We start from the raw sequence: 25680 nt of genomic DNA on the forward strand, positions 1-25680 counted from the left end.
ATTCAGAATACGTTCTCGAGACCGTAGCTCGAGCCTCCCATAGCGGGCAAAGCAGCAACTCGGCAAGACGACTGCAGGACTCAGGGTACTGTGAAGGGGCAATCACTCATTTGTTTCCGATCAGCCCACCTATCCAATCAGCGAACGAACTCACAGCGGGCGAAAGAAATCGCTGGTGTGGGTATAGCAGGCTCACCTGCACCGGAGCCGGCTGCCAATCGGCGAGCACTTCAATCAACCGCCCTTGCTGCAGATGCTCGCTCACCACGTTCTCGGCGAGCTGAATCAACCCGAACCCATCAAGGCACATTTTGATGTAGAGCCCGGTCTCGTTGACGGCGGCCGTACCGCTTACCAAAACCGAGATCTTTTCCGTATCGCGTGCGAAGCGCATTTCACCTGCGTGTTTCGCGCCGCTCGAAAAGTAGTGAATAGCTCGGTGGTGCGATAAGTCATGGGGTGTTTGCGGGATGCCGTTTTCCTTGAGGTAGGCGGCTGACGCACAGGTCACCCAACGAAATCGGCCAAGTGGGCGCGCGACCAAGGTTGAGTCATGGAGCTCACCTGTACGAATAACGCAATCGATACCCTCCTGAAGCAGATCAACCTGTCGATCGTTCACGCCGATCATCAGATAGATATCCGGATAGCGCCGATAAAAGTCGCGCAGGTTCGGCATGACAATGGAGTGCGCAACGCCACCAGGCATGTCGACGCGCAAACGCCCCTGCGGCCGTTTTACGGAATCCGCCAGGCTGCTCTCCGTGTGTTCGATCAGTTCAAGAATCTCCCGGCATTGCGCCAGATATTGTGCGCCTTCAGGTGTAAGGCTGACCCGCCGCGTTGTTCGGTTGAGCAGACGCACCTGCAAGTACTTTTCCAGGTTCTTGACACTGCTGGTCACAGTCGAAGCGGGTAAGGAGAGCGTCTGCGCCGCTTGGGTAAAGCTTCCCGCTTGCGCTACGCGTACGAAAATCTGCATCGCCTGAATTCGATCCACGACGGTTGATAACCTCAAACAGTGATCAGGGACGGCCTTATTATTCGTTCGAATTGAATAATAAAAACAGTTTATCCATCTTTTTCCCGCAGTGTTGCCCTGCGTACATTTCTTGCAATCACATTTGAAGAGGTGTACCTCAATGGCTGAATACAATCGCGGCATCGTACAGGCGCAGACCGCACCGGTTGCCCGCACACTCATCCAAGGCGCCACTGTACTGAGTATGGATGGCGACATCGGCAATCTGGTACGCGGCGACATTCTCATCGAAGGCAGCACCATCAAGGCCATTGGTGAACATCTCGAAGTTGGCGACGCTATGGTGATCGATGCATCCGGCATGATCGCCATGCCCGGCATGGTCGACACGCACCGCCACTCGTGGGAAGGGCAACTGCGCCGGATCAATCCCAACGCAGCCACATTGGAGGACTACTGCAACGCCACTCACTTCTCGTTCGCCAAATACTATCGCCCGGCGGACATGTACATCGGCAACTTGCTGAGTGCGTTAGGGTGCATCGATGCCGGCATCACGACCTTGGTGGACAACTCGCATAACAGCCGCACCGGTGCACACTCCGACGCCGCCGTCGAGGCGCTGCTTGATGCAGGTATACGCGCGGTACATGCCTCCGGGGCGCCGGTGGCGGGTGAGTGGGATAAAGCCCACTGGCCGGGCAACCTGGAGCGTTTGCAGGAAAAATACATCAAGCACGGTGATAACCCGTTGCTTTCGCTGGCGGTGATGGCGCAGCTGGCACCTGAGCTGTGGGCTGAAGCCAGACGCCTGGGGCTGCCGATCATCACCGAGTTTTTTGGTGGGGACATGGCGGCGCAATTGCCAGAATTGCATCGTAAAGGTCTGCTGCGATCCGATAACATCTTCAACCACTGCACCGCGCTGCCGGACGCCGGCTGGGAAATCCTTCGCGAAGCTGGGGTGCGAGTCAACGTATGCCCACGCTCAGATGCCCATTACGGCATTGAAGATGGAATGTTCGCCATGCAGTCGGCCCAGCGTCACGGCATCAGCCCGGGACTGAGTGTTGACAACGAAACCTCCTACAGCGGCGACATGTTCATGGAAATGCGGGTGGCGTTCTACCTGCAACGTGTCATGGGCATGCACCAGCAACGTTGCTGCGGTGAGGACCATCATCCGGTGGTGACGCTGCCCGCCCACAGTCTGCTCAAATCCGCGACTATCGACGGCGCCTTCTGTGCCGGCTTACAGGACAAAGTCGGCAGCCTGGTTGCGGGTAAACAGGCAGACCTGATCCTGATCAACGCACAGGACATCAACCTCTATCCTGTAGGTAATGCTTTCGGCACCGTGGTACATGCCGCCGAGCGCAGCAATGTCGATACGGTCATGATTGGCGGGCGAATCGTCAAACGCGACGGCAAGGTATTGGGTGTGGACAGTGAGAGGCTGCGTGCGGCGATCGATGAGTCACGTGAGCATCTATTCGCTGCAGCAGGCTATGCGCCGGATATGTTTGCCGAGACGTTCCTCCCGTTCGACTCAGCCAACTAAGAGGGCACGAGATGAACGTAGCCTACTATGTGTTGGCCATCGCTGCGGGGCTCGGCATTACGCTGCAGACCACACTCAACGGCCAGCTCGCTAAAGGTGTAGGTGGAGACTCCGTTGCGGCGGCACTGTTCTCGTTCACTGCCGGCGCAGTGTGCCTGTGCATTTACGCATTGATGCGCGGAGGAATAGCGGCCTCACTGGCCGCGATTCCTGCCCAGCCCCTGTGGAGCCTGCTGGGCGGTTTGCTGGGGGCGAGTGCGCTGCTTAGCTATGTGGTGCTTGCACCGAAGATAGGCCTGTCCGCCCTGCTCGGCCTCGCTATCGCCGGGCAAATCGTTTCATCACTGGTCATCGATCATTTCGGCTTGATGGGGGCATTGGAAAGGCCAGTGTCTCCCATCAAGTTGGCTGGGGCGGTGGTGATGCTCGCAGGCTTGGCTATCGCGTTGTTCGGTGACAGGTGGTCAGCGGTTTTCTCTCACTGAGCGTCTTGATTACGCCGGATCCAGCTGGTACCCGCACCATGCCAAAAAATCATGCTGATGCTGGGAAACATTGCCTGTACTTGCCAGACCCAAAAAGCCAAAAGCCCGCAATTACGCGGGCTTCAGGGCATTTTTTGCTAGATCGTACCGGGCAGTGCCGGACGCGGGATCATTCCCACTCAATCGTCGCCGGCGGCTTGCTCGACACGTCGTAGGTCACCCGCGAGATACCGTCAATCTCGTTGATGATCCGGCCACTGACGGTTTCCAGCAGTTCGTAAGGCAGATGAGCCCAACGAGCAGTCATGAAATCTACGGTTTCGACGGCGCGCAATGCGACGACCCAGGCGTAGCGACGGCCGTCACCGACCACACCGACCGATTTCACCGGCTGGAACACCACGAAGGCCTGGCTGGTCTTGTGGTACCAATCAGCCTTGCGCAGTTCTTCGATGAAGATGTGGTCCGCGCGACGCAGGATGTCGGCGTACTCTTTCTTCACTTCACCCAGGATGCGCACACCCAGGCCCGGGCCTGGGAACGGGTGGCGGTAGACCATGTCGTAAGGCAGGCCGAGCTCCAGACCGATCTTGCGCACTTCGTCCTTGAACAACTCACGCAGCGGTTCGACCAGCTTGAGGTTCATTTCCTCCGGCAGGCCACCGACGTTGTGGTGGGACTTGATCACGTGGGCCTTGCCGCTCTTGGCGCCGGCCGATTCGATCACGTCCGGGTAGATGGTGCCCTGGGCGAGGAACTGGATGTTCGGCAGCTTGCTGGCCTCGGCATCGAAGATGTCGATGAAGGTGCGGCCGATGATCTTGCGCTTCTTCTCCGGGTCGGCTTCGCCGGCCAGGTTGTCGAGGAACTGCTTTTCAGCGTCGGCACGGATCACCTTAACGCCCATGTTCTCCTTGAACATGGCCATCACCTGGTCACCCTCGTGCAGGCGCAGCAGGCCGTTGTCGACGAAGACGCAGGTCAGCTGGTCGCCGATGGCCCGGTGCAAGAGGGCCGCGACCACCGAGCTGTCCACGCCGCCGGAGAGGCCCAGCAGGACGTTGGCCGAACCCACTTGCTCACGCACCTGGGCGATGGCGTCCTCGACGATGTTGGACGGGGTCCACAGGGCTTCACAGCCGCAGATGTCCTGCACGAAACGGGACAGGATGCGACCGCCCTGCTTGGTGTGGGTCACTTCCGGGTGGAACTGCACGCCGTAGTAGCCGCGTGTGTCGTCGAACATGCCAGCGATCGGGCAGCTCGGGGTGCTGGCCAGTACGTGGAAACCGGTCGGCAGTTGGGTGACCTTGTCACCGTGGCTCATCCACACGTCCAGGCCCAGTACGCCGTCGGCGTCGATATGGTCCTCGATGCCGTCGAGCAGGCGGCTCTTGCCGACCACGTCCACGCGGGCATAACCGAACTCACGCAGGTCAGACCTTTCGACCTTGCCGCCCATCTGTTCGGACATGGTCTGCATGCCGTAGCAGATGCCCAGCACAGGCACATTCAGGTCGAACACGGCCTGGGGTGCACGGGGGCTGTTGGCTTCGTGAACCGACTCGGGGCCACCGGCGAGGATGATGCCGCGCGGGTTGAATTCGCGGATCGCTTCATCGTCCATGTCGAACGGGTGCAGTTCGCAATACACGCCGATCTCGCGCACGCGGCGGGCGATCAGCTGGGTGTACTGGGAGCCGAAATCGAGGATGAGGATCCGGTGAGCGTGAATATCGAGGGCCATGGGGAATCTCTGATTCAGCTGCGAGCTTGAAGCTGCAAGCTGCAAGTTGATCGGGGAAAACGCAGTGGCTGCGCGAACGCAGCCACCGTCTGGAGCTTACCGCTGAGCTATCAGCCAACCCGGTAGTTGGGGGCTTCTTTGGTGATCTGCACGTCGTGAACGTGGGATTCGGCCATGCCGGCGCCCGTGATGCGCACGAACTCCGGCTTGGTGCGCATCTCGTCGATGGTGGCACTGCCGGTGTAGCCCATGGACGAACGCAGGCCGCCCATCAGCTGGTGAATGATCGCAGCCAGTGCGCCTTTGTACGGCACACGGCCTTCGATACCTTCGGGGACCAGCTTCTCGGCACCGGCCGAGGAGTCCTGGAAGTAACGGTCGGAGGAGCCTTGCGACTGCGCCATGGCGCCCAGCGAACCCATGCCACGGTAGGCCTTGTAGGAGCGGCCCTGGAACAGTTCGACTTCGCCCGGGGCTTCTTCGGTACCGGCGAACATCGAACCCATCATCACGCAACTGGCACCGGCGACGATGGCCTTGGACAGGTCACCAGAGAAGCGGATACCGCCGTCGGCAATCAGTGGCACACCGGTGCCTTCCAGGGCAGCGGCGACGTTGGCGATGGCGCTGATCTGCGGCACGCCGACGCCGGCTACGATACGGGTGGTGCAGATCGAGCCAGGGCCGATACCGACCTTGACCGCATCAGCGCCCGCCTCGGCCAAGGCCTTGGCAGCAGCGCCGGTGGCGATGTTGCCGCCAATCACCTGCACCTGCGGGTAGGTTTGCTTGACCCAGCGCACGCGCTCGATCACGCCTTTGGAGTGCCCGTGAGCGGTGTCGACCACGACCACGTCAACGCCAGCGGCTACCAGGGCGGCAACACGCTCGCCGGTGTCCTTGCCGGTGCCGACTGCAGCGCCAACGCGCAGACGACCCTGGTCGTCCTTGCTGGCCAGTGGGTAGGCCTTGGCCTTCTCGATGTCCTTGACGGTCATCATGCCCTTGAGGCTGAAGTGCTCGTCGACGATCAGCACTTTCTCGAGGCGGTGCTTGTGCAGCAGCTCGCGCACCTCGTTCTTGTCCGCGCCCTCGCGGACGGTGACCAGGCGTTCCTTGGGCGTCATCACTTCGCGGACCTTGGCGTCCAGGCGGCTTTCGAAGCGCACGTCGCGGGAGGTCACGATACCGACCAGGTCACCGTTTTCCAGCACAGGCACGCCGGAAATGTTGTTCAGGCGCGTCAGGTCGAACAGGTCGCGCACGGTGGCGTCGGCCTCGATGGTGATCGGGTCCTTGACCACGCCAGCCTCGAACTTCTTGACCTTGCGCACTTCGCCGGCCTGCTGCTCGATGGTCATGTTCTTGTGGATGATGCCGATGCCGCCTTCCTGGGCCATGGCGATGGCCAGGCGCGCTTCGGTGACGGTGTCCATGGCAGCGGAGACCAGCGGGATGTTCAGCTCGATGCCACGGGTCAAACGGGTCTTGAGACTGACTTCATTGGGCAGTACCTCGGAATAACCAGGTACAAGGAGAATATCGTCGAAGGTCAGGGCTTCTTGGCTGATACGCAACATCGCGGGGGCTCCCGGGCGGGAAAAATGGAAGCGCGCCATTATACTCATGCGTGCCCTGCCACTCAATGTAAATCAAGCCTGAAGTTACAAGTGGCCGTTGCCGCCCTGCGCACCAAAGCCCTGCTCCGCCCTCGTCAGGCGAGCCGGACCTGCACCACGGCCACCGGTTGGTCCAGCCAGTCGGCGAAGCTGTCGATGAAGGCCTGGGTGAACCCGGCATCGCCCCAGTTGTTGAAGATGAAGCCCAGGTTGGAGAAGGCGCAGGGTTGCAGGAACAAAAAACCGTTGATGTCGTCTTCGAACCCGCACAGCGGGCAGGTGAAGTTGTCACTGACCCCGGGCATCCACTCTTCCAGGCTGTCGAACAACGGCTCGCCCACTTCCCGCCGGCACTGCGGGCAGCCCGCCTCTTCCTTGAAGCCTTCGGTGGGCGTATAGATGCAGCGCTTGAGCATCACCTCAAGGCCGTTGACCGGCGTATCGAAGGGCAGTTTTTCGGGATGCAGCGCCACTTGGCGGGCACCTGGCCCAAGGGCATGGGCCATACGGTTGCCGGTACGCCCGCAGGTGGTCAGCTGCTCTTGCACGATCTTTTCGCGGACCAGCCAGCGCAGGATGGCGCGGGCGCGGGCCTCGTGCACCGGGACGGTGGACTGCCTGGGAACGATGATGCTTTGGGTATTCATGAGCGGACAAGCCTTGGATCGGGTAGTCGGCCAATTCTAACCCCTGCTCAAGCGCTCACATAGCGAGCGATGAGCGCCAGGCCGCTGGCCAACACCAACCAGGTGACCAACCGGACGAAGGCCTCGCGTGACAGCCTGTGCGTGAGCCTGCGCCCAGCCCATAGACCGATGACCATCACCGGCAGCAGGCAGGCCGCCATCAGCAGCAGTTGTCGATCGGCGTAGACACCGGCGACAAGGAACAGCGTCAGGCGCACCAAGGTGCTGCAACTGATCAACGCGCTCTGGGTGGCGCGTACCTGCTCCTTGTCGGGCAGGCGAGCGCTCAGGTAAAGGGCGTAGAGAAACCCGCCGCTGCCGAACAAGGCGCCGAACAACCCGCCCACGGTACCCATCGGTGCCGCCCACCACCCGGCAAGCGACGCCGGGCGTACCTTCAGCGCCAGGCTATAGAGGGCATAGGCCGTGATGAACAGGCCCATCAGCAGCATCAGCAGGTCCGACTTGAGCTGCAGCAGGAACGCAACGCCCAGGGTGCACCCCAGCGCCATGAACGGCAGCAGGCGCAGCAGTTCGCCCCGTACCACATCGCGCCGTGAGGGCAACAGGTTGCCGAACGCTGCTACGAAATCGAGTAACACCAGCAAGGGAATGATCTGCGACAGCGGCATGAAATGGATCAGCACCGGGCCTGCCACCAACGCCGTGCCGAAGCCGGCGATGCCGAACACCACATAGGCCGCCGCGGTACCCAACACGATGGGTAGCCAGTCAAGCCCCGAGAACGGTATAGCGAGGTCAGCGAGCATTGGCGCATTGTCCTTGAAGGTTCAGCGCACCATAACCAAACCCGCGCTATCCCGGCTAATATGCAATCTCGCCCTGATCCATCTCGAAATGGCATCGCTCATGATCTCGACCCGCCAGCTGCGTTACTTCGTGGAAATCGCCGAATGTGGCAGCTTCAGCGCCGCCGCCGAACGACTGTATGTCGCCCAGTCCGCCCTCAGTCGCCAGGTGCGCGAGCTCGAACTGCAGCTGGACACCGCGTTGTTCGAGCGCACGGCCAGGTTGCCTCGCCTGACCGATGCGGGCCGGGCGTTCCTGCCGCGCGCGCGCAACCTGCTGCTGGACCTGGACAAGGCTGGCGAGTTGGCCCGAGCCGTCGGCCAGGGCCTGTGCGGCAGCCTGAACATCAGCCACTCCAGCACGGTGCCGCTGACCGGTCGGCTGCTCGAGCACCTGGGTGATTACCTGCGGACAAACCCTGATGTGAGCATGGAGATCGCCCAGTTGTCCTCCGAAGGGCAGCTTGCAGCACTGGCCGAAGGTCGCCTGGACATCGGGCTGCTGAGGCTGCCGGTGCTGCGCCAGCACGATGGGTTGAGCATCGAGCCGTTGTTCGAAGAGCCCCTGTTGCTGGCGCTCGCCCCTACCCATGAACTGGCGGGGCGCGATTGCATTGCCTTGGCGGAGCTTTCCAGCCAGCCGTTCATCTCCATTCCCCACCACCAACGCGGTGGCCTGAGCTACCTGTCTGCCGAGCTGTGCATGGCGGCGGGGTTCTTTCCCCAGCCTGCGCGGGTGGTGTCGCGCAAGACCACACAGTTGCAGCTGATCCAGGCGGGGTTCGGGGTGGCCTTGCTGCCACGCTGCATGCAGGACATCGCCCCTGCGGCGCTGCGGTTCATCCCGCTGATGGACCCCGGCTGCGTCAGCACCGTCGCCATCGCCCACCGCCGCGATGCCGGGCCACTGGTGAGGCAGTTCATCGAGCACATGACCTGCGCAGCGTCGGCAATCGGTACGCCAGGGCAGGCACCGGCGACCCAGGCCAGCTCCTGATCGACCGGGCACGACACCCGGCCCCCTCATCCTTTATAGTGCCTTCCCATGATCAAAGACCCTTTCGAACGCCTCGGCCTTGACCGTGATGTGCTCACCGTCAGCCAACTCAATGGCCGCGCCCGGGTGCTGCTGGAAGACGTGTTCCGCAGCGTATGGGTGGAGGGCGAGATTTCCAACCTGGCCCGGCCGGCCTCCGGCCACATGTACTTCACCCTCAAGGACAGCGGTGCCCAGGTGCGCTGCGCCCTCTTCCGGCAGAGCGCCACGCGGGTGCGCCAGGCGCTGCGTGACGGCCTGGCGGTACGGGTGCGTGGCAAGGTATCCCTGTTCGAAGGCCGTGGCGACTACCAGCTGATCCTCGATACCGTGGAGCCCGCCGGCGATGGTGCGCTGCGCCTGGCCTTCGAGGCGCTCAAGGAAAAGCTTGGCGCCGAGGGCCTGTTCAGCACCGACAGCAAGCGAGCGCTGCCTGCGCACCCCCAGCGTATCGGCATCATCACCTCCCCGACCGGGGCCGTGATCCGCGACATCATCAGTGTGTTCGCCCGCCGTGCGCCCCAGGTGGAGTTGAACCTGATCCCCACCGCCGTGCAGGGCCGCGAAGCCATCGCCCAGATCGTGCGGGCCATTCGCCTGGCCGACAGCCGCGGTTTCGACGCCTTGATACTGGCCCGCGGCGGCGGTTCACTGGAAGACCTGTGGTGCTTCAACGAGGAAGCCGTGGCGCGTGCCGTGGCCGCGTGCAAGACGCCGATCGTGAGCGCCGTGGGCCATGAAACCGACGTGTCGATCAGCGACTTCGTGGCCGACGTGCGGGCCCCGACCCCGTCTGCTGCGGCCGAGCTGCTTGCGCCCGACAACAGCGGCCTGCAGCACCGCCTGGACGGCCTGCAACGGCGCCTGACCCTGCGCATGCAGAACCGGTTGGTGCATGATCGCCTGCGCCTGGAGTCCCTGATTCGCCGCCTGCGCCATCCGGGCGAGCGCCTGCGTCAGCAGGCTCAGCGCCTGGATGACCTGGACATGCGCCTGCGCCGTGCCTTCCTGCATAACCTCAATCAACGCCGCGAGCGCCTGGTGCGCCTGGAGACACGTCTGGCCGCGCAACATCCCGGGCGTACTCTGGCTTTGCTGGGCCAGCGCCTGGACAGCCTGGCCGAGCGACTGCCCCGGGCCATGCGTGACGTGCTCAAGGACCGGCGCCAGCGCTTCCAGGTCCAGTTGCAGACCCTGCAGATCGTCAGCCCGCTGGCGACGCTGGCGCGCGGCTACAGCATCCTGCTCGACGAACAAGGCCAGGCCATCCGCAGCGCCGAACAGACGCGCAACGGCCAGCGCCTGACTGCACGCCTGAACGAAGGCGAGCTGCAGGTGCGGGTCGAAGACAATCACCTGACTCCGGTCACGCTCTCACTTCTGGACTGACACATGCCCCGCTTGCTCGCGTCACTGCTCGCCCTCGCCTTCACCGTCCTGAGCGCCACAGCCCAGGCCAGCTACATCACGCGCACGCTGAACAAACCGGTGCCTGGCGGCGTTGCCGTGGTCGACCTGGGGCCGGCAGCCAGTGCTCCCAGCGCACGCTTCGATGGCAAGCCCGTGCTGGTGGTCAAGGAACAGGACAACTGGCTGGCCATCGTTGGCATCCCCCTGACTCAGAAGCCTGGGCAGGCGGTGGTGCAGCAGGGCAGCCGAAGCCTGCCTTTCACCGTGGGGCACAAGCAGTACCCCGAACAGCGCATCACCTTGAAGAACACCCGCCAGGTCAACCCCAATCCGGCCGACCTCAAGCGCATCGATCGCGAACTGGCCGAGCAGATCAAGGCCTACCGCAGCTTCAGCCCGGCATTGCCGAGCAACCTGATCCTCGACAAGCCGGTCAACGGGCCGCTGTCGAGCAAGTTCGGCGTGCGCCGGTTCTTCAATGGCGAGGAACGCAACCCCCATGCGGGGCTGGATTTTGCCGTACCGGCGGGGACGCCGATCAAGACGCCTGCCAACGGCAAGGTGATTCTGGTGGGCGATTACTTCTTCAATGGCCGCACGGTGTTCGTTGATCACGGGCGGGGCTTTATCAGCATGTTCTGCCATATGTCCCGTATCGACGTGCAGAACGGGCAGTCGCTGCGCCGTGGTGATGTGGTCGGGCGCGTGGGCTCAACGGGGCGCGCTACCGGGCCGCACATGCACTGGAACGTCAGCTTGAACGATGCGCGTGTTGACCCGGCGATCTTCATCGGTGCCTTTCAGCCCTGAGGCAGGGTTGACACTTCGTTGAGTGACGTTTGGGCCGCCCCGCAATACGGGCGGCGCTTGCCACAACGCAGGGCCCAGGAGGTCCTCACGCGACTGACACACCATTGCGCCAAAGAAAAATACCGCGCAACAAAACCTAAGTATTTTACTGGTATCAACAAGTAGATCTCGCCATATCACTTTTTTTAAGCATTCCTCTCAATTTTTTTTCAACGCTTGCCAACCCACAGTCCACTGGTTAGGGTTGAGGCCATGAAAACCTTCAGCACCCTCATCTTGCTCCGACAACATCGCAGCCTCTGCCTGGTCAGCGCTCGACTACCAGGCTGAATCGCGTCGCCTCGCCCCCACCTCGTTACTGCTCGGCAGGCCCGATCTCGGCCGCACATAAAAGGATTGCTTCCATGACCATGCTCAAAGACCCGTCGAAGAAATACCGCGCCTTCCCTACCATCGATCTGCCTGACCGTACCTGGCCGTCCAAGACCATCACCGAGGCGCCGATCTGGTGCAGCTCGGACCTGCGTGACGGCAACCAGTCGCTGATCGAGCCGATGGATGCGCAGAAGAAGCTGCGGTTCTGGAAGACCTTGGTGCAAGTGGGCGTGAAGGAAATCGAAGCCTCCTTCCCTTCGGCCTCGCAAACCGACTTCGACTTTGTCCGCACCTTGATCGAAGACGGTCATATTCCAGAGGACACCACCATCCAGGTGCTGACCCAGGCGCGTGAAGACCTGATCGCCCGGACCTTCGAGTCCCTGCGCGGGGCCAAGAAGGCCATCGTTCACCTGTACAACGCCACCTGCCCGGCCTTCCGCCGCATCGTCTTCAACCAGGACAAGCAGGGCGTCAAGGACATCGCGGTCAATGCAGCCAAGCTGTTCGTCAAATACGCCGCACAGCAGCCCGATACGCACTGGACATTCCAGTACTCGCCCGAAACCTTCAGCGCTACCGAGATGGAATTCGCCAAGGAAGTGTGCGATGCGGTCATCGAGGTGTGGAACCCCACGCCCGAGCACAAGATCATCCTCAACCTGCCGGCCACCGTCGAGGTCGCCACGCCCAACGTGTACGCCGACCAGATCGAATGGTTCTGCCGTAACATCAATCGCCGTGACAGCGTGATCATCAGCCTGCACTGCCACAACGACCGGGGAACCGGCATCGCCGCCACCGAGCTGGGCCTGATGGCCGGCGCCGACCGTGCTGAGGGCTGCCTGTTCGGCAATGGTGAGCGTACTGGTAACGTCGACCTGGTGACCCTGGCCTTGAACCTGTACACCCAGGGCATCGACCCGGGCCTGGATTTCTCCGACATCGACGGTGTGCGCAAGGTCGTCGAAGAATGCAATCAGCTGCCGGTGCACCCGCGCCACCCGTACGTAGGTGACTTGGTGCACACAGCCTTCTCCGGCTCGCACCAGGATGCCATTCGTAAGGGCCTGGCCAAGCAGCAGGAAGGCGAGTTGTGGGAAGTGCCGTACCTGCCGATCGACCCGGCCGACATCGGCCGCAGCTACGAGGCCGTGATTCGCGTCAACAGCCAGTCCGGCAAAGGCGGCATCACCTACCTGCTCGAGCAGGAATACGGCATCAGCCTGCCGCGCCGCATGCAAATCGAATTCAGCCAGGTCGTACAGGGCGAAACCGACCGCCTGGGCCTGGAAATGACTGCCCAGCAGATCTACAGCTTGCTGCACAAGGAATACCTGCAAGCCAACGCACCGTACGCGCTGGTCAGCCATCGCCTGCAGGAAGAAAACGGTCACAGTGCCGTAGAAGTGGAAGTAGCCGGCGAAGGCGAGACCACGCTGCACTGGCGCGGCAAGGGCAATGGCGCCCTGGAAGCCCTGGTGGCCGGCCTGCCGATTGCCGTCGAAATCATGGACTACAACGAACACGCCATCGGCGCGGGCACCAACGCCAAGGCAGCGGCCTATATCGAACTGCGTGTAGCCGGCGGGCGTCCTGTGCATGGTGTGGGCATCGATGAAAACATCACCACAGCCAGCTTCAAGGCCCTGTTCAGTGCGCTGAACCGTTCGCTGAGCCAGCAAGAGGCCAAGGCGGCCTGAGTACCGTTAGGGAGAAAGCGGCCTCTTTAGCTGATGCTGTTGACTTGAGATTGTTGGGGCCGCCTTGCGGCCCATCGCGGCGCGAGGCCGCTCCCACACTGCTTGAGCCTGTCAGCCCAGGCCTCACGCGGTCATTTGTGGGAGCGGCCTCGCGCCGCGATGGGCCGCAAAGCGGCCCCAACGACCTAAGGGCGCGCTTACCCTTCGTATACGCGCACATAACCCGCAAACGCCAATCACCAGGCAAAAAAATGGGCGCCGACCAAGCGCCCAAAAAGCCGTAAAGCACACAACGAAATTCAGTGACCGTCCACCAGCGCCATGGCCTCGGCACTGCAGGCCTCGATGCGGGCCCAGTCGCCATTCTTGATCCAGCTGCTGTCGAGCATCCAGGTGCCCCCTACACACATCACATTGGCCAGTGCCATGTAGTTGCGCACGTTGGCCGGGTTGACGCCGCCGGTTGGGCAGAAACGGATGTCGCCGAACGGGCCAGCAAACGCTTTGATCGCCGCCACGCCTCCGCTGATTTCGGCGGGGAACAGCTTGAAACGGCGGTAACCCAGCGCGTAGCCCATCATGATTTCGGATGGGGTGCTGATACCCGGCAGCAAGGGGATCTCGCTCTCCACGCCCGCTTGCAGCACATCCTGGGTAATGCCGGGTGTGACGACGAACTGGGCGCCTGCGGCCTCGACGGCTGCGAACATGGTGCGGTCGAGCACTGTCCCGGCGCCTACGCACAGCTCGGGGCGCTGCTCACGCAGCACTTCAATGGCCTTCAGGCCATGCTGTGAACGCAGGGTCACTTCCAGCGTGCGGATGCCGCCGGCCGCCAGGGCGTCGGCCAGGGGCAGGATGTCCTGTTCGCGGGCGATGGTGATCACCGGCAGGATGCGCGCCGCTTCGCAGATGGCGTCGACCCGGGCGGCCTTGTCGGCCATCGAGAGCTTGGGCTGTGGACGTTCGAGGGTGATCATTACTGTGGATCCTTGGCTCATGGGCACCAGTAGATGTCCAGGGGTGCGTGAAGAAAAGCGCGAATGGGCATTTCGGCGAGGTCGTCATCCGCCAGCGCGGCGCGCAGAGTAGCGAGTTTGCCTGGCCCTTGCACGGACAATGCGGTGAACCCTGCGGTGGCCAGCAGCGCTCGGGTCATGGAAAGGCGCTGATGGGGAACGGTTGGCGCCATTAGCGGTAGGCAACGGCGAGGCGTGTTCGGATCCAGGCCCTCGGCCAGGTTAGGACTGGCTGGGAACAGTGAGGCCGTGTGGCCATCGTCACCCATGCCCAGTACCAGCACGTCGATGGGCGGCAGATCGGCCAGGGCGCGGTCAGCTTCTTCGGCGGCCTCTTTCAGCGAAGGCGCCTGCTGGTACAACCCGATGAAACGCGCCTTGGCGGCCTGCCCTTTGAGCAGATGCTGAGCCAACAGACCGGCATTGCTGTCGGCGTGCTCCACCGGCACCCAGCGCTCATCGGCAAGACTGACCGTCACCTTGCTCCAGTCCAGGTCCTGCTTGGCCAGTTGCTCGAGAAAAGGCACCGGGCTGCGCCCACCGGACAGCACGACGCAGGCCTGGCCTTTATCGTCGATGGCTGCACGCAGGCGCTCACTCACATCCTTGGCCAATGTGCCAGCCAACGTGCTGGCATCGGGCAGTTGATGCACCTCGGTGCTCGCCGGAAACTGCAATTCGGACAATGCTTCAGATGTCGCCATACCAGGCCCTCCCATCGCGGGTGATCAATGCAATCGAGCTCATTGGCCCCCAGCTGCCCGCAGCATAGGGCTTGGGGGCGTCGCCCGTGTTGCGCCAACCGGCAATCAGCTGGTCACACCACTTCCAGGCGTACTCGATTTCGTCCTTGCGCACGAACAGGTTCTGGTTGCCCCGCATCACTTCGAGCAGCAAGCGTTCATAGGCATCCGGAATCCGCGCGCTACGCCAGGCGTCGGAAAAATTCAGTTGCAGCGGGCCACTGCGCAGTTGCATGCCCTTGTCCAGGCCTTGCTCCTTGGTCATCACGCGCAAGGAGATACCTTCGTCCGGCTGCAGGCGAATGATCAGCTTGTTGCCCACTTGCAGACGCTGTTCCGGGGCAAAGATGTAATGCGGCGTTTCCTTGAAGTGAATGACGATCTGCGACAGCTTTTGCGGCATGCGCTTGCCGGTGCGCAAGTAGAAAGGCACACCCGACCAGCGCCAGTTGCGGATGTCGGCGCGCAGGGCGACGAAGGTCTCGGTGTCGCTCTGGCTATTGGCATTGTCTTCTTCAAGGTAACCCGGAACCGGCTTGCCATCGCTGTAGCCGGCAATGTACTGCCCGCGCACCACCCGCGTGCTCAGCCCGTCTCCGGTGATCGGGGCCAGCGCCTTGAGTACCTTGACCTTCTCGTCGCGGATGGCGTCGGCCGACAGCTCGCTCGGCGGGTCCATGGCAATCAGGCACAGCAACTGCAACAGGTGGTTCTGGATCATGTCGCGCAACTGACCGGCCTTGTCGAAGTAGCCCCAGCGACCCTCGATACCCACCTTCTCCGCCACCGTGATTTCCACGTGGGAGATGGAGTTCTGGTTCCATTGGGTTTCGAACAGGCTGTTGGCAAAGCGCAGGGCGATCAGGTTCTGCACCGTCTCCTTGCCCAGGTAGTGGTCGATGCGATAGACGCGGCTTTCGGGAAAGAATCGCGCCACGGCATCGTTGACCCGGCGTGAAGACTCAAGGTCATGACCGATCGGCTTTTCCAGCACTACACGGGTGCGCTCGCTCAGGCCCACCTTGTCGAGGTTTTCGCTGATGGCACCATACACGGCGGCGGCCGTGGCGAAATAGGCGATCAGGGGGTGCCCGTCGGGCACTTGCGCGGCCAGTGCCTGGTAGCCTTCTGGCTGCAGAAAATCCAGATGCTGGTAATCGAGCCTTGCCAGGAAGCGCTCGAGGGCCGCGGCCTCGATGTCAGCCTCGGGCACATGCTTACGCAAATGGGCCTCGATGCTGTTCAGGTGCTCCTGGGCACTGCCGGCCTCCCGCGCCAGCGCCAGCAGGCGCGTCTGTGCGTGCAATAGCCCGGCGCGGTCGAGCTGGTAGAGCGCAGGGAACAGCTTGCGCAAGGCCAGGTCGCCCAGGGCGCCAAACAGGGCAAATGTGCAAGGTTCGACACTGATTGCAGCCATGATGTTGGTTCTTTCCTAAAGTTGATTTAGAAATACCGTTTTCAGTTAGGGTTTTCAAGGACAAATGTAGTAAAAACCATAACATTAGTCGGATGTATGACAGACAAGTGGTGCGCAACCGGCGCCGCCAGTACGATAGACGACCCTGTAAACAGGCCTGCTGCTCCCTCAGCCGGCTGCCTTCCCGACCCAAGGACACCCCATGGACCGCGTGAGAAACCTCCTGGAACAAATCCAGGGACGCCTCGACGAGCTGAACAAGGCCGAACGCAAAGTCGCCGAAGTCATCCTGCTCAACCCGCAACAAGCCACACGCTTCAGCATCGCGGCGCTGGCCCAGGCGGCCAAGGTCAGCGAACCGACCGTCAACCGCTTCTGCCGCTCCTTCGGCGTGAGCGGTTACCCAGAGCTGAAACTGCAACTGGCGCAGAGCCTGGCCAGCGGCGCGGCCTACGTGAGCCGCGCGGTGGAGGCCGACGACGATCCGGCGGCCTACACCCAGAAGATCTTCGCCAGCGCCATCGCCTCGCTCGACAGTGCCTGCCAGCAGCTCGACCCCCAGCAGGTCAGCCGCGCGGTCGACATGATGATCCAGGCCCGCCAGATTCATTTCTTTGGCCTGGGCGCCTCTGCACCGGTAGCGCTGGATGCCCAGCACAAGTTCTTCCGCTTCAACCTGGCCGTGTCAGCGCACGCCGACGTACTGATGCAACGCATGCTGGCGTCGGTGGCCCATACCGGCGACCTGTTCGTGATCATTTCCTACACCGGGCGTACACGCGAGCTGGTGGAAGTGGCTCGCCTGGCCAGGGAAAACGGCGCCTCGGTGCTGGGTCTGACAGCGGCCGGGTCGCCGCTGGCCAACGCCTGCAGCCTTAGCCTGCACATTCCTCTGCCCGAAGACACCGATATCTACATGCCGATGACCTCGCGCATCATCCAGCTGACCGTGCTCGATGTGCTGGCGACCGGCATGACCCTGCGCCGGGGTGTGGATTTCCAGCCACACCTGCGCAAGATCAAGGAAAGCCTCAACGCCAGTCGCTACCCCATCGAGGACGACGAACTCAGCTGAGCCGGTGCGCCTGCAGACTCAGATGCGCGCGCTGCCCCGGTGCCAGGCTCAGGCCGTCGTCGCTGCCGCTGGCGGCCTCCACACACACGAAACGCTGGCATTCGCGCCCGGTAACCCCCAGTAGCGGTCGGCTGCCGGGGTGCCACACGACCGTGTCGTCGCTGTCGCCGGTGTCGATACATAGTTGGCGCTGCCAGGCCGGATCATGCAGTTGCACACCGGGAATGCCTGAATAGACCCGCTGACAGCCGCCCTTGGGCTTGAGCGCCCCTTCCTGGCGGCATGCCTGACGGTTGAGGTGGTCGTACCCCTCGATGTCTTCAAGGCCAGACAGCGCTACCTCCGAGACGTCACTGATGCGCCAGTAGGCCAACAAGGCGTGACTCAACTGGCACGGTTCGCTGTCCTGGTGCTCGGTGCTCAGGCTCAACTCCATGCGGCTGCCGAGCCGCGCCTCCAGGTCGACCTGCCAGTCGCACAGTTCCAGGCGCCACTTGAGCACCACGCCCTGCGCGTCTTCATGGCTGTCCATCAGCTTCCAGTCCAGCAGGCGGGCCCAACCATGGGCAGGCCACAGGTCTTCGCTGGGATGGCGCCCGTACCAGGGCCAGCAGACCGGCACGCCGCCGCGAATGGCGCCCACCTGTGGCCATTGTTCGGCGCACCACAGCCAGGGCCGCTCACCTGTGGGTTGGAAATGCAGCAACTGCGCGCCCTGGCGACTGAACGCCGCCTGGCACAGGGGGTGATCGATGATCAGCACATCGCGCTGCTGGTAGCGCTCCCATTCGAACGTCGGCCGGGGCCGCCGTGCGGCGAAGAAGCGATGGAGCGGATGCTCAGGCATGGTGCAGGGCTCTTGTTGTTTGAGATAGCGCTGTCTTGGCCTGTCCACGGCAACCACTGCAGGTCAGTGGTTGCCGGGCGCCAAACGGGATTGGCGTAAATTTACAACAAATGGGCTTAGAAAGACGACTGAATCTTCAAGCCCGCCACCAGGGCATTGTCCACTTCATCCACGCCGCCGGGGCTCTTGATGTACTGAAGGTTCGGCCGCACGGTCAGCCAATTGGTGACGTGGAAACCATAGTACAGCTCGGCGTTGTACTCAGTACGTTGCAGCGGGACGAAGCCTGGGTTGTCGTAGTCGTTGATCCCGCTCATGTCGTTGAGTTGGCGCGCACGCTTGCGCACATCGTCATTGACATGGATGCGGGCGATGCCGAAACCGATGTCATCCTTTGGCCGGGCGTCGAAGGCACCTTTGTAGACCATGCCCACCTGCTGGTAGTTGTCCACTACGTTGGTGGCCTTGTCGTGCACCGTGAAGTTGGCGAACAGGCTCAGCCCGCGGTTGACGTCGCCTGCCTGGGCCGTGACCTGCTGTTGCGCCACCACCCACCAGCCATGCTTGCTGGAGTGGGATTTGAAGCCCGAACCACTGAGCCCCTGGGCGTTGCCGTTGACGTCCTTGTATACATCCTCGGCATCGGCGGTGCTGTAGTAGTAGCCCAGGCGGTATTCGCCCGGCAGGCCATTGAGCTTCGGCGTCCAGACCATTTCCACCGGCAGGATCGCGCCCTTGGTGCCGCTGCCGCTCAGCTTGAAGCCATTGCCGGTTTCCAGGTTGGACGGGTTCTGCTCATAGGCACCGACTTGTACATAGAATTCGGGGGTGACGTTGTACTTGACCCGCGTTGCCCACTGGCTGACGGGCCAGTTGTACCAGATGCCACCCACCCAGTTACCTACTTGCGAGCCGCAGAACGCCAGGTTCTGGAAGTCACAGGGGAAACTGTTGAAGTCCTCGCCTGGCCCGAAGCGGCCGAATTTCACGTCCAGCGCGCCGTCGAAATACTTCTGCTTGAACCACATCTGGGTCAGGCGCCAGGTCTGGCCACGCCCCCACACTTCTTGCACCGAACTGAACTGCCCGGCGCGTGGGTCGCTGATGCGGTCGTTGGACAGGTTGCGACCGCTTCGCTCGGTGATGGCCAGCTTGAATTCGGCATCGTGCCAGCCGAAGATCTTCTGCAGGTCCAGGTGCGCGCCCAGGGCGAACTGGTCGCTGTAGCGGGCGGTCTTGTCGTGGTTGTAGCCACCATGAAGGTTGCCGGCCACTTCGCCGACATAATCGACGGTGAAGTCGTAGCCTTTTTCCAGCAGCTCGGTGCGGGTACCGCCCCAGTCACCGGTCATCCATTTCGACTCGCTGGAGAAAGCTTCGGCAGCCTGTAGGCCACTGCTGGCGGCCATCGCCAGCGGCGCAAGCAACGCCAGTGAGCCCCAGGTGGTAGTACGATTGCGCTGTTCCATTGCGTTGCGTCCTCTTTTTCTTATTGATGGTGTAGACGGTTCAACGGCCACCGAGGGCGGCCATGTTGTCCTTGACGGTGGTGGCGATACGGTTTGCCTGCAGGCGCTCGCCGCTCTGGGCATCGAACAGCAGCACCCGTGCCGGGTCCAATTGCAGGGCCAGGGTGTCGCCCACCTGGCAGGCCACGTCAGGGGCCAGTCGGCAGCACACTTTGGTCTGGTTGAGGGTCACGAACACCAGCATGTCCGGACCAGTGGGCTCGGTGACCTGTACCTGCGCGCGAATGCTTGGCCCGCCGCTGCCGCCTCCCGCGCCCAGGGCAATCTGCTCGGGTCGAATGCCCAGGACGATTTCGCGCCCTTCCAGACCCAGGTCGGCGCCGGGCAGGGGCAGCTCGCAGCGTGCCTGGCCACTGTCGAGCACGGCATGCAGCTGACCGCCCTGGGCCACTAGCCGCGCCGGCACGAAGTTCATGGGCGGCGAGCCGATGAAGCTTGCGACGAACTGGTTGGCCGGGTCGTTGTAGATCTGCTGTGGCGTACCGAACTGCTGGATGATGCCGTCTTTCATGACCGCCACCTTGTCACCCAGGGTCATGGCCTCGATCTGATCATGGGTGACGTAGACGGTGGTGGTTTTCAGGCGCTGGTGCATCAGTTTCATTTCGGTCCGCATCTCGACCCGCAACTTGGCATCGAGGTTGGACAAGGGTTCGTCGAACAGGTAGATCTTCGGTCGGCGCGCGAGCGCCCTGCCCATGGCCACGCGCTGCTGCTGACCGCCAGACAGCTGCGCCGGCTTGCGCGCCAGCAGGTGCTCGATCTGCAGCAGCTTGGCCACCCGCGCCACCTCCTCGTCGATGGCGGCCTGGGGCATCTTGCGGATTTTCAGGCCAAATTCGATGTTCTCGCGCACGGTCATGGTCGGGTACAGCGCATAGGACTGGAACACCATGGCGATGTCACGGTCCTTGGGGCTCATGCCGCTGACGTCCTGCTGGTCGATCAGAATAGCGCCGCCGGTGATCTGCTCGAGGCCGGCGATGCAGTTCATCAATGTCGACTTGCCGCAGCCCGAAGGGCCGACCAGGATCAGGAACTCACCGTCCTTGATCGACAGCTGGATGTCCTTGAGGGTATCCGGCAGCCCGGCACCGTAGGTTTTGTTCACGTTGCGAAGTTCGAGCGTTGCCATGACTTACCCCTTTACCGCGCCGGCTGTGAGCCCGCGCACGAAATATTTGCCTGCCACTACGTACACCAGCAGGGTCGGCAGGCCAGCGATCATCGCAGCGGCCATGTCGACGTTGTATTCCTTGGCCCCGGTGCTGGTATTGACCAGGTTGTTCAAGGCCACCGTGATCGGTTGCGAGTCGCCACTGGAGAACACCACGCCAAACAGGAAGTCGTTCCAGATCTGGGTGAACTGCCAGATCAGGCAGACCATGATGATCGGCGTGGACATCGGCAGGATGATGCGCCGGAAGATGGTGAAGAACCCTGCCCCGTCAAGCCGTGCGGCCTTGACCAGGGCATCGGGGATGCTGACGTAGAAGTTGCGAAAGAAAAGTGTGGTGAAGGCCAGGCCGTAGACCACATGCACCAGCACCAGGCCAGTGGTGGTACTGGCCAACCCCAGCTTGCCCAGGGTGAACGAGGCCGGCAGCAGCACCGTCTGGAAAGGCAGGAAGCAGCCGAACAACAGCAGACCGAAGAACAGCTGCGAGCCACGGAAGCGCCACATCGACAGCACGTAGCCATTGAGCGCGCCAATGGTGGTAGAAATCAGCACCGCAGGCACAGTGATCAGAATCGAGTTCCAGAAGTAGCCACTGACGGTGCCCCAGGCCTTGACCCAGCCAATGGCGGTGATCGCTGTCGGCCAGCTGAGCAGGTTGCCGGTACTGATGTCCTCGGGGGTCTTGAAGCTGGTCAGCAGCATGACTACCAGTGGCACCAAGTACAGCACCACGGCGATCAGCAGCACGGCATGAATGGCAAGCCGGCTGGGGCTGAGCGCGGGTTTGTCGACAGGGCTATGCATGGCGTTTGCTCCGCAGCTCCGAATACAGGTAAGGCACCAGGATGGCCAGGATCGCCCCCAGCATGAGGATGGCACTGGCCGAGCCCATGCCCATTTGCCCCCGGCTGAAGGTGAAGGCATACATGAACATCGCCGGCAGGTCGGAGGAGTAACCAGGCCCGCCTGCCGTCATCGCGGCGACCAGGTCGAAGCTCTTGATGGCAATGTGCGAAAGGATCATCACCGAGCTGAAGAACACCGGGCGCAAGCTGGGCAGCACCACGCGCCAGTAGATGCGCGGCAGGCTGGCACCGTCGATCTGGGCGGCACGGATGATCGATGGATCGACGCCCCGCAGGCCGGCGAGGAACATCGCCATGATGAACCCCGATGCTTGCCACACCGCCGCGATCACCAGGCAGTACACCACCCGGTCCGGGTCCAGCAGCCAGTCCAGGCGAAAGCCCTCCCAGCCCCAGTCACGCAGCAGTTTGTCCAGCCCCATGCCTGGGTTGAGCAGCCACTTCCAGGCCGTGCCGGTCACGATCATCGACAGGGCCATGGGATACAGGTAGATGGTGCGGATGAACCCCTCGCGACGAATGCGCTGGTCCAGCAGCACCGCCAGCAACACGCCGATCGCCAGGCTGATGGTGATGAACAGCCCGCCGAACACCAGCAGGTTCTTGCTCGCCACCCACCAGCGGTCGTTGTCGAACAAACGCATGTACTGCGCCAGCCCCGCCCATTTGTAGGTGGGCAGGAACGTGGACGTGGTGAAGGACAGCACAAAGGTCCAGAGGATGTAGCCGTAGAAGCCCACCAACACGATGAACATGCTCGGCGCCAGCACCAGCTTGGGCAGCCAACGCTGTAGCGCATCCATGGGAGAGGCCCGCAGACGGGCGGTGGTAGTGGTCATGGTTCACCTCGAAGGCGCTGCTGCGCATGGCGCGGCAGCGACTGTCTTGCTCAGGTTTGAAGGTCGCCTCGGGCGCTGCGTGGTGCCGTGTCGGTGGCAGCGGGAGAGTGACGCAGCCAACGTTTGGAGGGCCCCGCAGCCTGCTTTTCACGTCGGGCCCGATGGCGCAGCACCCCGTCAGGCACGCCCGGCACCGAGCCGCACTAGCCCGCCCGTGGGCTACTTGGCTGCTCGGATGGCGGCTGCCAGCTTCTTCGCAGCGTCAGCCGGATCGGCCTTGGGGTCGTTGATGTAGTTGGTCACCACATCGAAGAAAGCGCCCTGCACGGCCAGCGTCGTGGCCATGTTGTGCGCCATGCTCGGTTGCAGGCCGCCGGTCTTGGCGTCGGCGAGGAAGTCCTTGGCCGAGGTCTGGGCACACGCATCGAACCCATACTTGCCCATGTCGGCGAGCATGTCGTTGCGCACCGGGATCGAGCCCTTATTGGTGCTGAACACCTTCTGGAACTCCTCACCCAGCACCTTGCGGGCGATATCCTGCTGGCCGGCAGCAGTGCCCTCATTGCTCTGCTTGAACACCACCAGCGAATCGATGTTGTACAGGAAGGCCTTCTCGGTGCCGGGGAACGGCACGCACTGGTAGTCCTTGCCGGCGGTTTTCTTGGCCAAGGTCCATTCGCTCTTGGCCCAGTCGCCCATGATCTGCATGCCGGCCTTGCCGTTGATGACCTTGGCAGCTTCCAGGTTCCAGTCCTGGCCTTTGCCATCAGGGTCCATGTACGTGGCGACTCGCTTGAGTTCGGTCAGGGCCCTGATCATGTTGGGGCCGGTCAGGGCGTCGTTGTCCAGGTCGACCAGGGCTTTCTTGTAACCGTCGACACCCATCACCGACAGCACGACGCTTTCAAAGACCGTGCTGTCCTGCCACGGCTGGCCACCGTGGGCGAGCGGGATGATGCCTGCGGCCTTGAGCTTGTCGGCAGCGGCATAGAACTCATCGAGGGTGGCGGGCGCCTTGTCGATCCCGGCCTTCTTGAAGGCTTCCGGGTTGATCCACAGCCAGTTGGTACGGTGGATGTTGACGGGAACGGCTACATAGTCGCCGTCGTACTTCACGGTGTCGGCGACTTTCTTATCCAGCAGTGCATCCCACTTTTCCTGCTTGGCCACCTCCTTGAGCACGTCGCTGTCGAGCAGGCCGGTCGCGGCCCAGTCCTGGATATCGGGGCCTTTGATCTGTGCGACGCCTGGCGGATTGCCAGCCACCGCTCGGCTTTTGAGCACGGTCATGGCGGTAGCGCCGCCACCGCCGGCCACGGCCCCGTCCTTCCAGGTGAAACCGTCTTTCTCGACCTGGGCCTTGAGCACATCGACGGCCGCTTTTTCACCACCGGACGTCCACCAGTGCACCACTTCGACGGTGCCCTTGGCATCGGCAGCGTGCGCAGTCAGGGGGAACAGGGAAGCCAGGGAGATCGCGGCAGCGAGACGAAGGTAGGAAGTCATTTCTACACCTTATTGTTGTTATGCCGTGCAAGTCGTGCGCTTGCGTTGCATGGAGTCTAAACAGCGTGCGCGCACCGCCAGGTAACGAAGCGATGCGCGAATGTCATCGTTTGGTTACATTCAAGGCCACACCGGTCGCCAGGCTGCGTGCCAAGGGCAGGCCGGGTAGCACCAGGGCCTGGTAGGCATGGTACAGGTCGGGCTTGCCGGGCCAGATCGTGCCGGCTGGACGGTTGTCGACATCGAGTTCGTGGTGCCAGCTGCCGCCTGCAAGGTCGATGAAATGCTCGGATATGAAGTCCCAGCAGCGCCGGTACCACTGCTCGAAGCGCGCCTGCCCCGTGCGCTGCAACAGGGCCGCTGCGCATGCGCAGGCTTCAGCGTGAACCCAGTGCAGCCGCGCGCGAACCCGCGGCCGGTCATCCCAGCCAAGGGTGTAGACGAGGCCAGGCTGGCCATCAACGCCCCACGCCTGTTCGCAGGCGGTGTCGAACAGGGTGCGGGCACTGTCGACCAGCCAGGGCGGGGGCGCGTGCCCGCAGCGGGCCAGGCTGGCCTCCAGGTGAAGCAAAAGCCTCGCCCACTCGAAGGCATGCCCTGGCGTCGTGCCATAGGGGCGAAAGTGGTCGGCCGGGTGTGCTTGGTTGTAATCCTTGAGCGGCTGCCAGGCGACGTCGAAGTGTTCCACCACTCGATAGCCGTTGGCAGCGGCGTGGGTATGGATGATGCGCTCGGCAATGCGCAGGGCGCGTTGCAGCCACACAGGGTTGCCGGTTACATCGGCCAGGGCCAGGAACGCCTCGGTCGCGTGCATGTTGCTGTTGGCGCCGCGGTAGGGCTCAGGCGTCTGCCAGACGCGATCATAGGCTTCGCGAAGCGCACCTTCCTCTTCGCTCCAGAAATGCCGCTCGATGACGCCGATGGCGTCGGTCAGCAATGCCTCGGCGCCCTCGACGCCCGCCACGACGGCGGAGCTGGCCGCCAAGGCGACGAAAGCATGCAGATACGCTGCCTTGCCGCTTCCCTCGCAGCCGCCCGCCTGGGCAAACCAGCCGCCGTAGCGCGCATCCCTCAGGGGGCCACGCAGGGCAGTCACACCGTGGGCAGCCAGCCCCAGACAACCCGGTATGCCCTGAAGGTGAGCCAGGGCGAAACAGTGGGTCATCCGGGCAGTGGTCAGGGTCTGGGCGCTTGCATCATCGGCAAGCCTGCCTGCCGCATCCAGGTCACCAAACCCTTCTGCCAGCTTTGCAGCCCTGGCGAAGGCCAGTAACCGCTGCCCCTCGGCCAGGCGCCATGCAGTGTGCCCAGGCGCTTGGAGCCAGGACACCTGTGAAGAAAGATCATTGTTCATCGCCAGCGAGGTCCTTGCCAGTCGTGTGGCGATTCTAGCCAGCCAGGCCACGGGGGATGTCACGAACGCGGGTATGATTGTC

At 62.6% G+C, this 25680-nt stretch carries 22 protein-coding genes; 7 read left to right on the plus strand and 15 right to left on the minus strand.

All coding sequences use genetic code 11. The features are described from left to right. Positions 1 to 106: 106 nt before the first annotated feature. On the minus strand, positions 107 to 1000 hold the full coding sequence (locus tag FS777_RS12060; protein WP_058638589.1) for a LysR family transcriptional regulator: 894 nt from the start codon (positions 998 to 1000) through the stop codon (positions 107 to 109). 142 nt (positions 1001 to 1142) lie between these two features. Between FS777_RS12060 and FS777_RS12065 the strand changes: the two genes are divergently transcribed. Together FS777_RS12065 and FS777_RS12070 are read left to right on the plus strand one after the other, a co-directional pair. Then, a complete protein-coding gene (locus FS777_RS12065) occupies positions 1143 to 2543 on the plus strand; it encodes an amidohydrolase family protein (RefSeq protein ID WP_145255680.1) in 1401 nt (466 codons plus the stop codon). 11 nt (positions 2544 to 2554) lie between these two features. Then, the gene (locus FS777_RS12070; RefSeq protein WP_058638591.1) at positions 2555 to 3028 is read left to right on the plus strand and encodes a DMT family transporter; all 474 of its coding nucleotides are present in this window, start codon (positions 2555 to 2557) and stop codon (positions 3026 to 3028) included. Positions 3029 to 3197: 169 nt separating this feature from the next. On the opposite strand, the gene guaA is transcribed toward FS777_RS12070, so the two are convergent. The 4 genes from guaA to FS777_RS12090 form a co-directional block, all read right to left on the minus strand. Beyond that, a complete protein-coding gene (gene guaA, locus FS777_RS12075) occupies positions 3198 to 4775 on the minus strand; it encodes a glutamine-hydrolyzing GMP synthase (protein WP_145255683.1) in 1578 nt (525 codons plus the stop codon). A 110-nt stretch (positions 4776 to 4885) separates the two neighbouring features. Continuing rightward, positions 4886 to 6355: an IMP dehydrogenase gene (gene guaB / locus FS777_RS12080; protein ID WP_058604466.1), complete on the minus strand. Its 1470-nt coding sequence runs from the start codon at positions 6353 to 6355 to the stop codon at positions 4886 to 4888. A gap of 134 nt (positions 6356 to 6489) precedes the next feature. Next, the gene (locus tag FS777_RS12085) at positions 6490 to 7041 is read right to left on the minus strand and encodes a sugar ABC transporter ATPase (RefSeq protein ID WP_078479025.1); all 552 of its coding nucleotides are present in this window, start codon (positions 7039 to 7041) and stop codon (positions 6490 to 6492) included. 47 nt (positions 7042 to 7088) lie between these two features. Then, positions 7089 to 7850, minus strand: coding sequence for a sulfite exporter TauE/SafE family protein (locus tag FS777_RS12090; protein ID WP_058638593.1), 762 nt, complete (start codon positions 7848 to 7850; stop codon positions 7089 to 7091). A gap of 100 nt (positions 7851 to 7950) precedes the next feature. Between FS777_RS12090 and FS777_RS12095 the strand changes: the two genes are divergently transcribed. The 4 genes from FS777_RS12095 (at position 7951) to leuA (ending at position 13223) form a co-directional block, all read left to right on the plus strand. Further along, entirely contained in the window at positions 7951 to 8886 is a 936-nt protein-coding gene (locus tag FS777_RS12095; protein ID WP_145255686.1) for a LysR family transcriptional regulator, read from the plus strand. 48 nt (positions 8887 to 8934) lie between these two features. Beyond that, entirely contained in the window at positions 8935 to 10314 is a 1380-nt protein-coding gene (gene xseA / locus FS777_RS12100; protein WP_145255689.1) for an exodeoxyribonuclease VII large subunit, read from the plus strand. Positions 10315 to 10317: 3 nt separating this feature from the next. Continuing rightward, complete coding sequence (locus FS777_RS12105; protein WP_145255692.1) at positions 10318 to 11145, plus strand: M23 family metallopeptidase; 828 nt, start codon at positions 10318 to 10320, stop codon at positions 11143 to 11145. Between the two features lie 404 nt (positions 11146 to 11549). Further along, on the plus strand, positions 11550 to 13223 hold the full coding sequence (leuA, locus tag FS777_RS12110; RefSeq protein WP_058638595.1) for a 2-isopropylmalate synthase: 1674 nt from the start codon (positions 11550 to 11552) through the stop codon (positions 13221 to 13223). Between the two features lie 299 nt (positions 13224 to 13522). Here leuA and FS777_RS12115 read toward each other — a convergent pair whose 3' ends face one another. From FS777_RS12115 to zwf, 3 genes are read right to left on the minus strand one after another with little or no spacing between them, the layout of a single operon-like run. Continuing rightward, positions 13523 to 14203, minus strand: a complete 681-nt coding sequence (locus tag FS777_RS12115; RefSeq protein ID WP_058637547.1) for a bifunctional 4-hydroxy-2-oxoglutarate aldolase/2-dehydro-3-deoxy-phosphogluconate aldolase — start codon at positions 14201 to 14203, stop codon at positions 13523 to 13525. A gap of 17 nt (positions 14204 to 14220) precedes the next feature. Then, positions 14221 to 14961: a 6-phosphogluconolactonase gene (gene pgl, locus FS777_RS12120; RefSeq protein ID WP_058637546.1), complete on the minus strand. Its 741-nt coding sequence runs from the start codon at positions 14959 to 14961 to the stop codon at positions 14221 to 14223. Further along, complete coding sequence (zwf, locus tag FS777_RS12125) at positions 14933 to 16402, minus strand: glucose-6-phosphate dehydrogenase (RefSeq protein ID WP_058637545.1); 1470 nt, start codon at positions 16400 to 16402, stop codon at positions 14933 to 14935. The genes pgl and zwf overlap by 29 nt, the downstream gene beginning before the upstream one ends. Before the next feature lie 211 nt (positions 16403 to 16613). Here zwf and hexR point away from each other — a divergent pair, with 211 nt between their 5' ends. After that, entirely contained in the window at positions 16614 to 17477 is an 864-nt protein-coding gene (gene hexR, locus FS777_RS12130; RefSeq protein WP_178091267.1) for a DNA-binding transcriptional regulator HexR, read from the plus strand. Here the strand turns inward: hexR and FS777_RS12135 are convergent. From FS777_RS12135 to FS777_RS12165, 7 genes are all read right to left on the minus strand, one after another. Beyond that, the gene (locus FS777_RS12135) at positions 17470 to 18324 is read right to left on the minus strand and encodes a D-hexose-6-phosphate mutarotase (protein WP_058637544.1); all 855 of its coding nucleotides are present in this window, start codon (positions 18322 to 18324) and stop codon (positions 17470 to 17472) included. The genes hexR and FS777_RS12135 overlap by 8 nt on opposite strands. A gap of 116 nt (positions 18325 to 18440) precedes the next feature. Next, a complete protein-coding gene (locus tag FS777_RS12140) occupies positions 18441 to 19733 on the minus strand; it encodes a carbohydrate porin (RefSeq protein WP_228385197.1) in 1293 nt (430 codons plus the stop codon). A gap of 100 nt (positions 19734 to 19833) precedes the next feature. Beyond that, positions 19834 to 20988, minus strand: a complete 1155-nt coding sequence (locus tag FS777_RS12145) for an ABC transporter ATP-binding protein (RefSeq protein WP_058637543.1) — start codon at positions 20986 to 20988, stop codon at positions 19834 to 19836. Between the two features lie 3 nt (positions 20989 to 20991). Next, positions 20992 to 21837 (minus strand): carbohydrate ABC transporter permease, encoded by an 846-nt coding sequence (locus FS777_RS12150; RefSeq protein WP_023533435.1) that lies wholly within the window; start codon positions 21835 to 21837, stop codon positions 20992 to 20994. Then, the gene (locus FS777_RS12155; RefSeq protein WP_058604453.1) at positions 21830 to 22738 is read right to left on the minus strand and encodes a carbohydrate ABC transporter permease; all 909 of its coding nucleotides are present in this window, start codon (positions 22736 to 22738) and stop codon (positions 21830 to 21832) included. The genes FS777_RS12150 and FS777_RS12155 overlap by 8 nt, the downstream gene beginning before the upstream one ends. A 219-nt stretch (positions 22739 to 22957) precedes the next feature. Then, a complete protein-coding gene (locus tag FS777_RS12160) occupies positions 22958 to 24244 on the minus strand; it encodes an ABC transporter substrate-binding protein (RefSeq protein WP_078479030.1) in 1287 nt (428 codons plus the stop codon). A 103-nt stretch (positions 24245 to 24347) separates the two neighbouring features. Continuing rightward, a complete protein-coding gene (locus FS777_RS12165) occupies positions 24348 to 25598 on the minus strand; it encodes an AGE family epimerase/isomerase (RefSeq protein ID WP_078479031.1) in 1251 nt (416 codons plus the stop codon). Positions 25599 to 25680 lie beyond the last annotated feature (82 nt).

Origin of the sequence: Pseudomonas sp. DE0157 (assembly GCF_007678615.1) — a bacterium.
Taxonomy (GTDB): Bacteria; Pseudomonadota; Gammaproteobacteria; order Pseudomonadales; family Pseudomonadaceae; genus Aquipseudomonas; species Aquipseudomonas parafulva_B.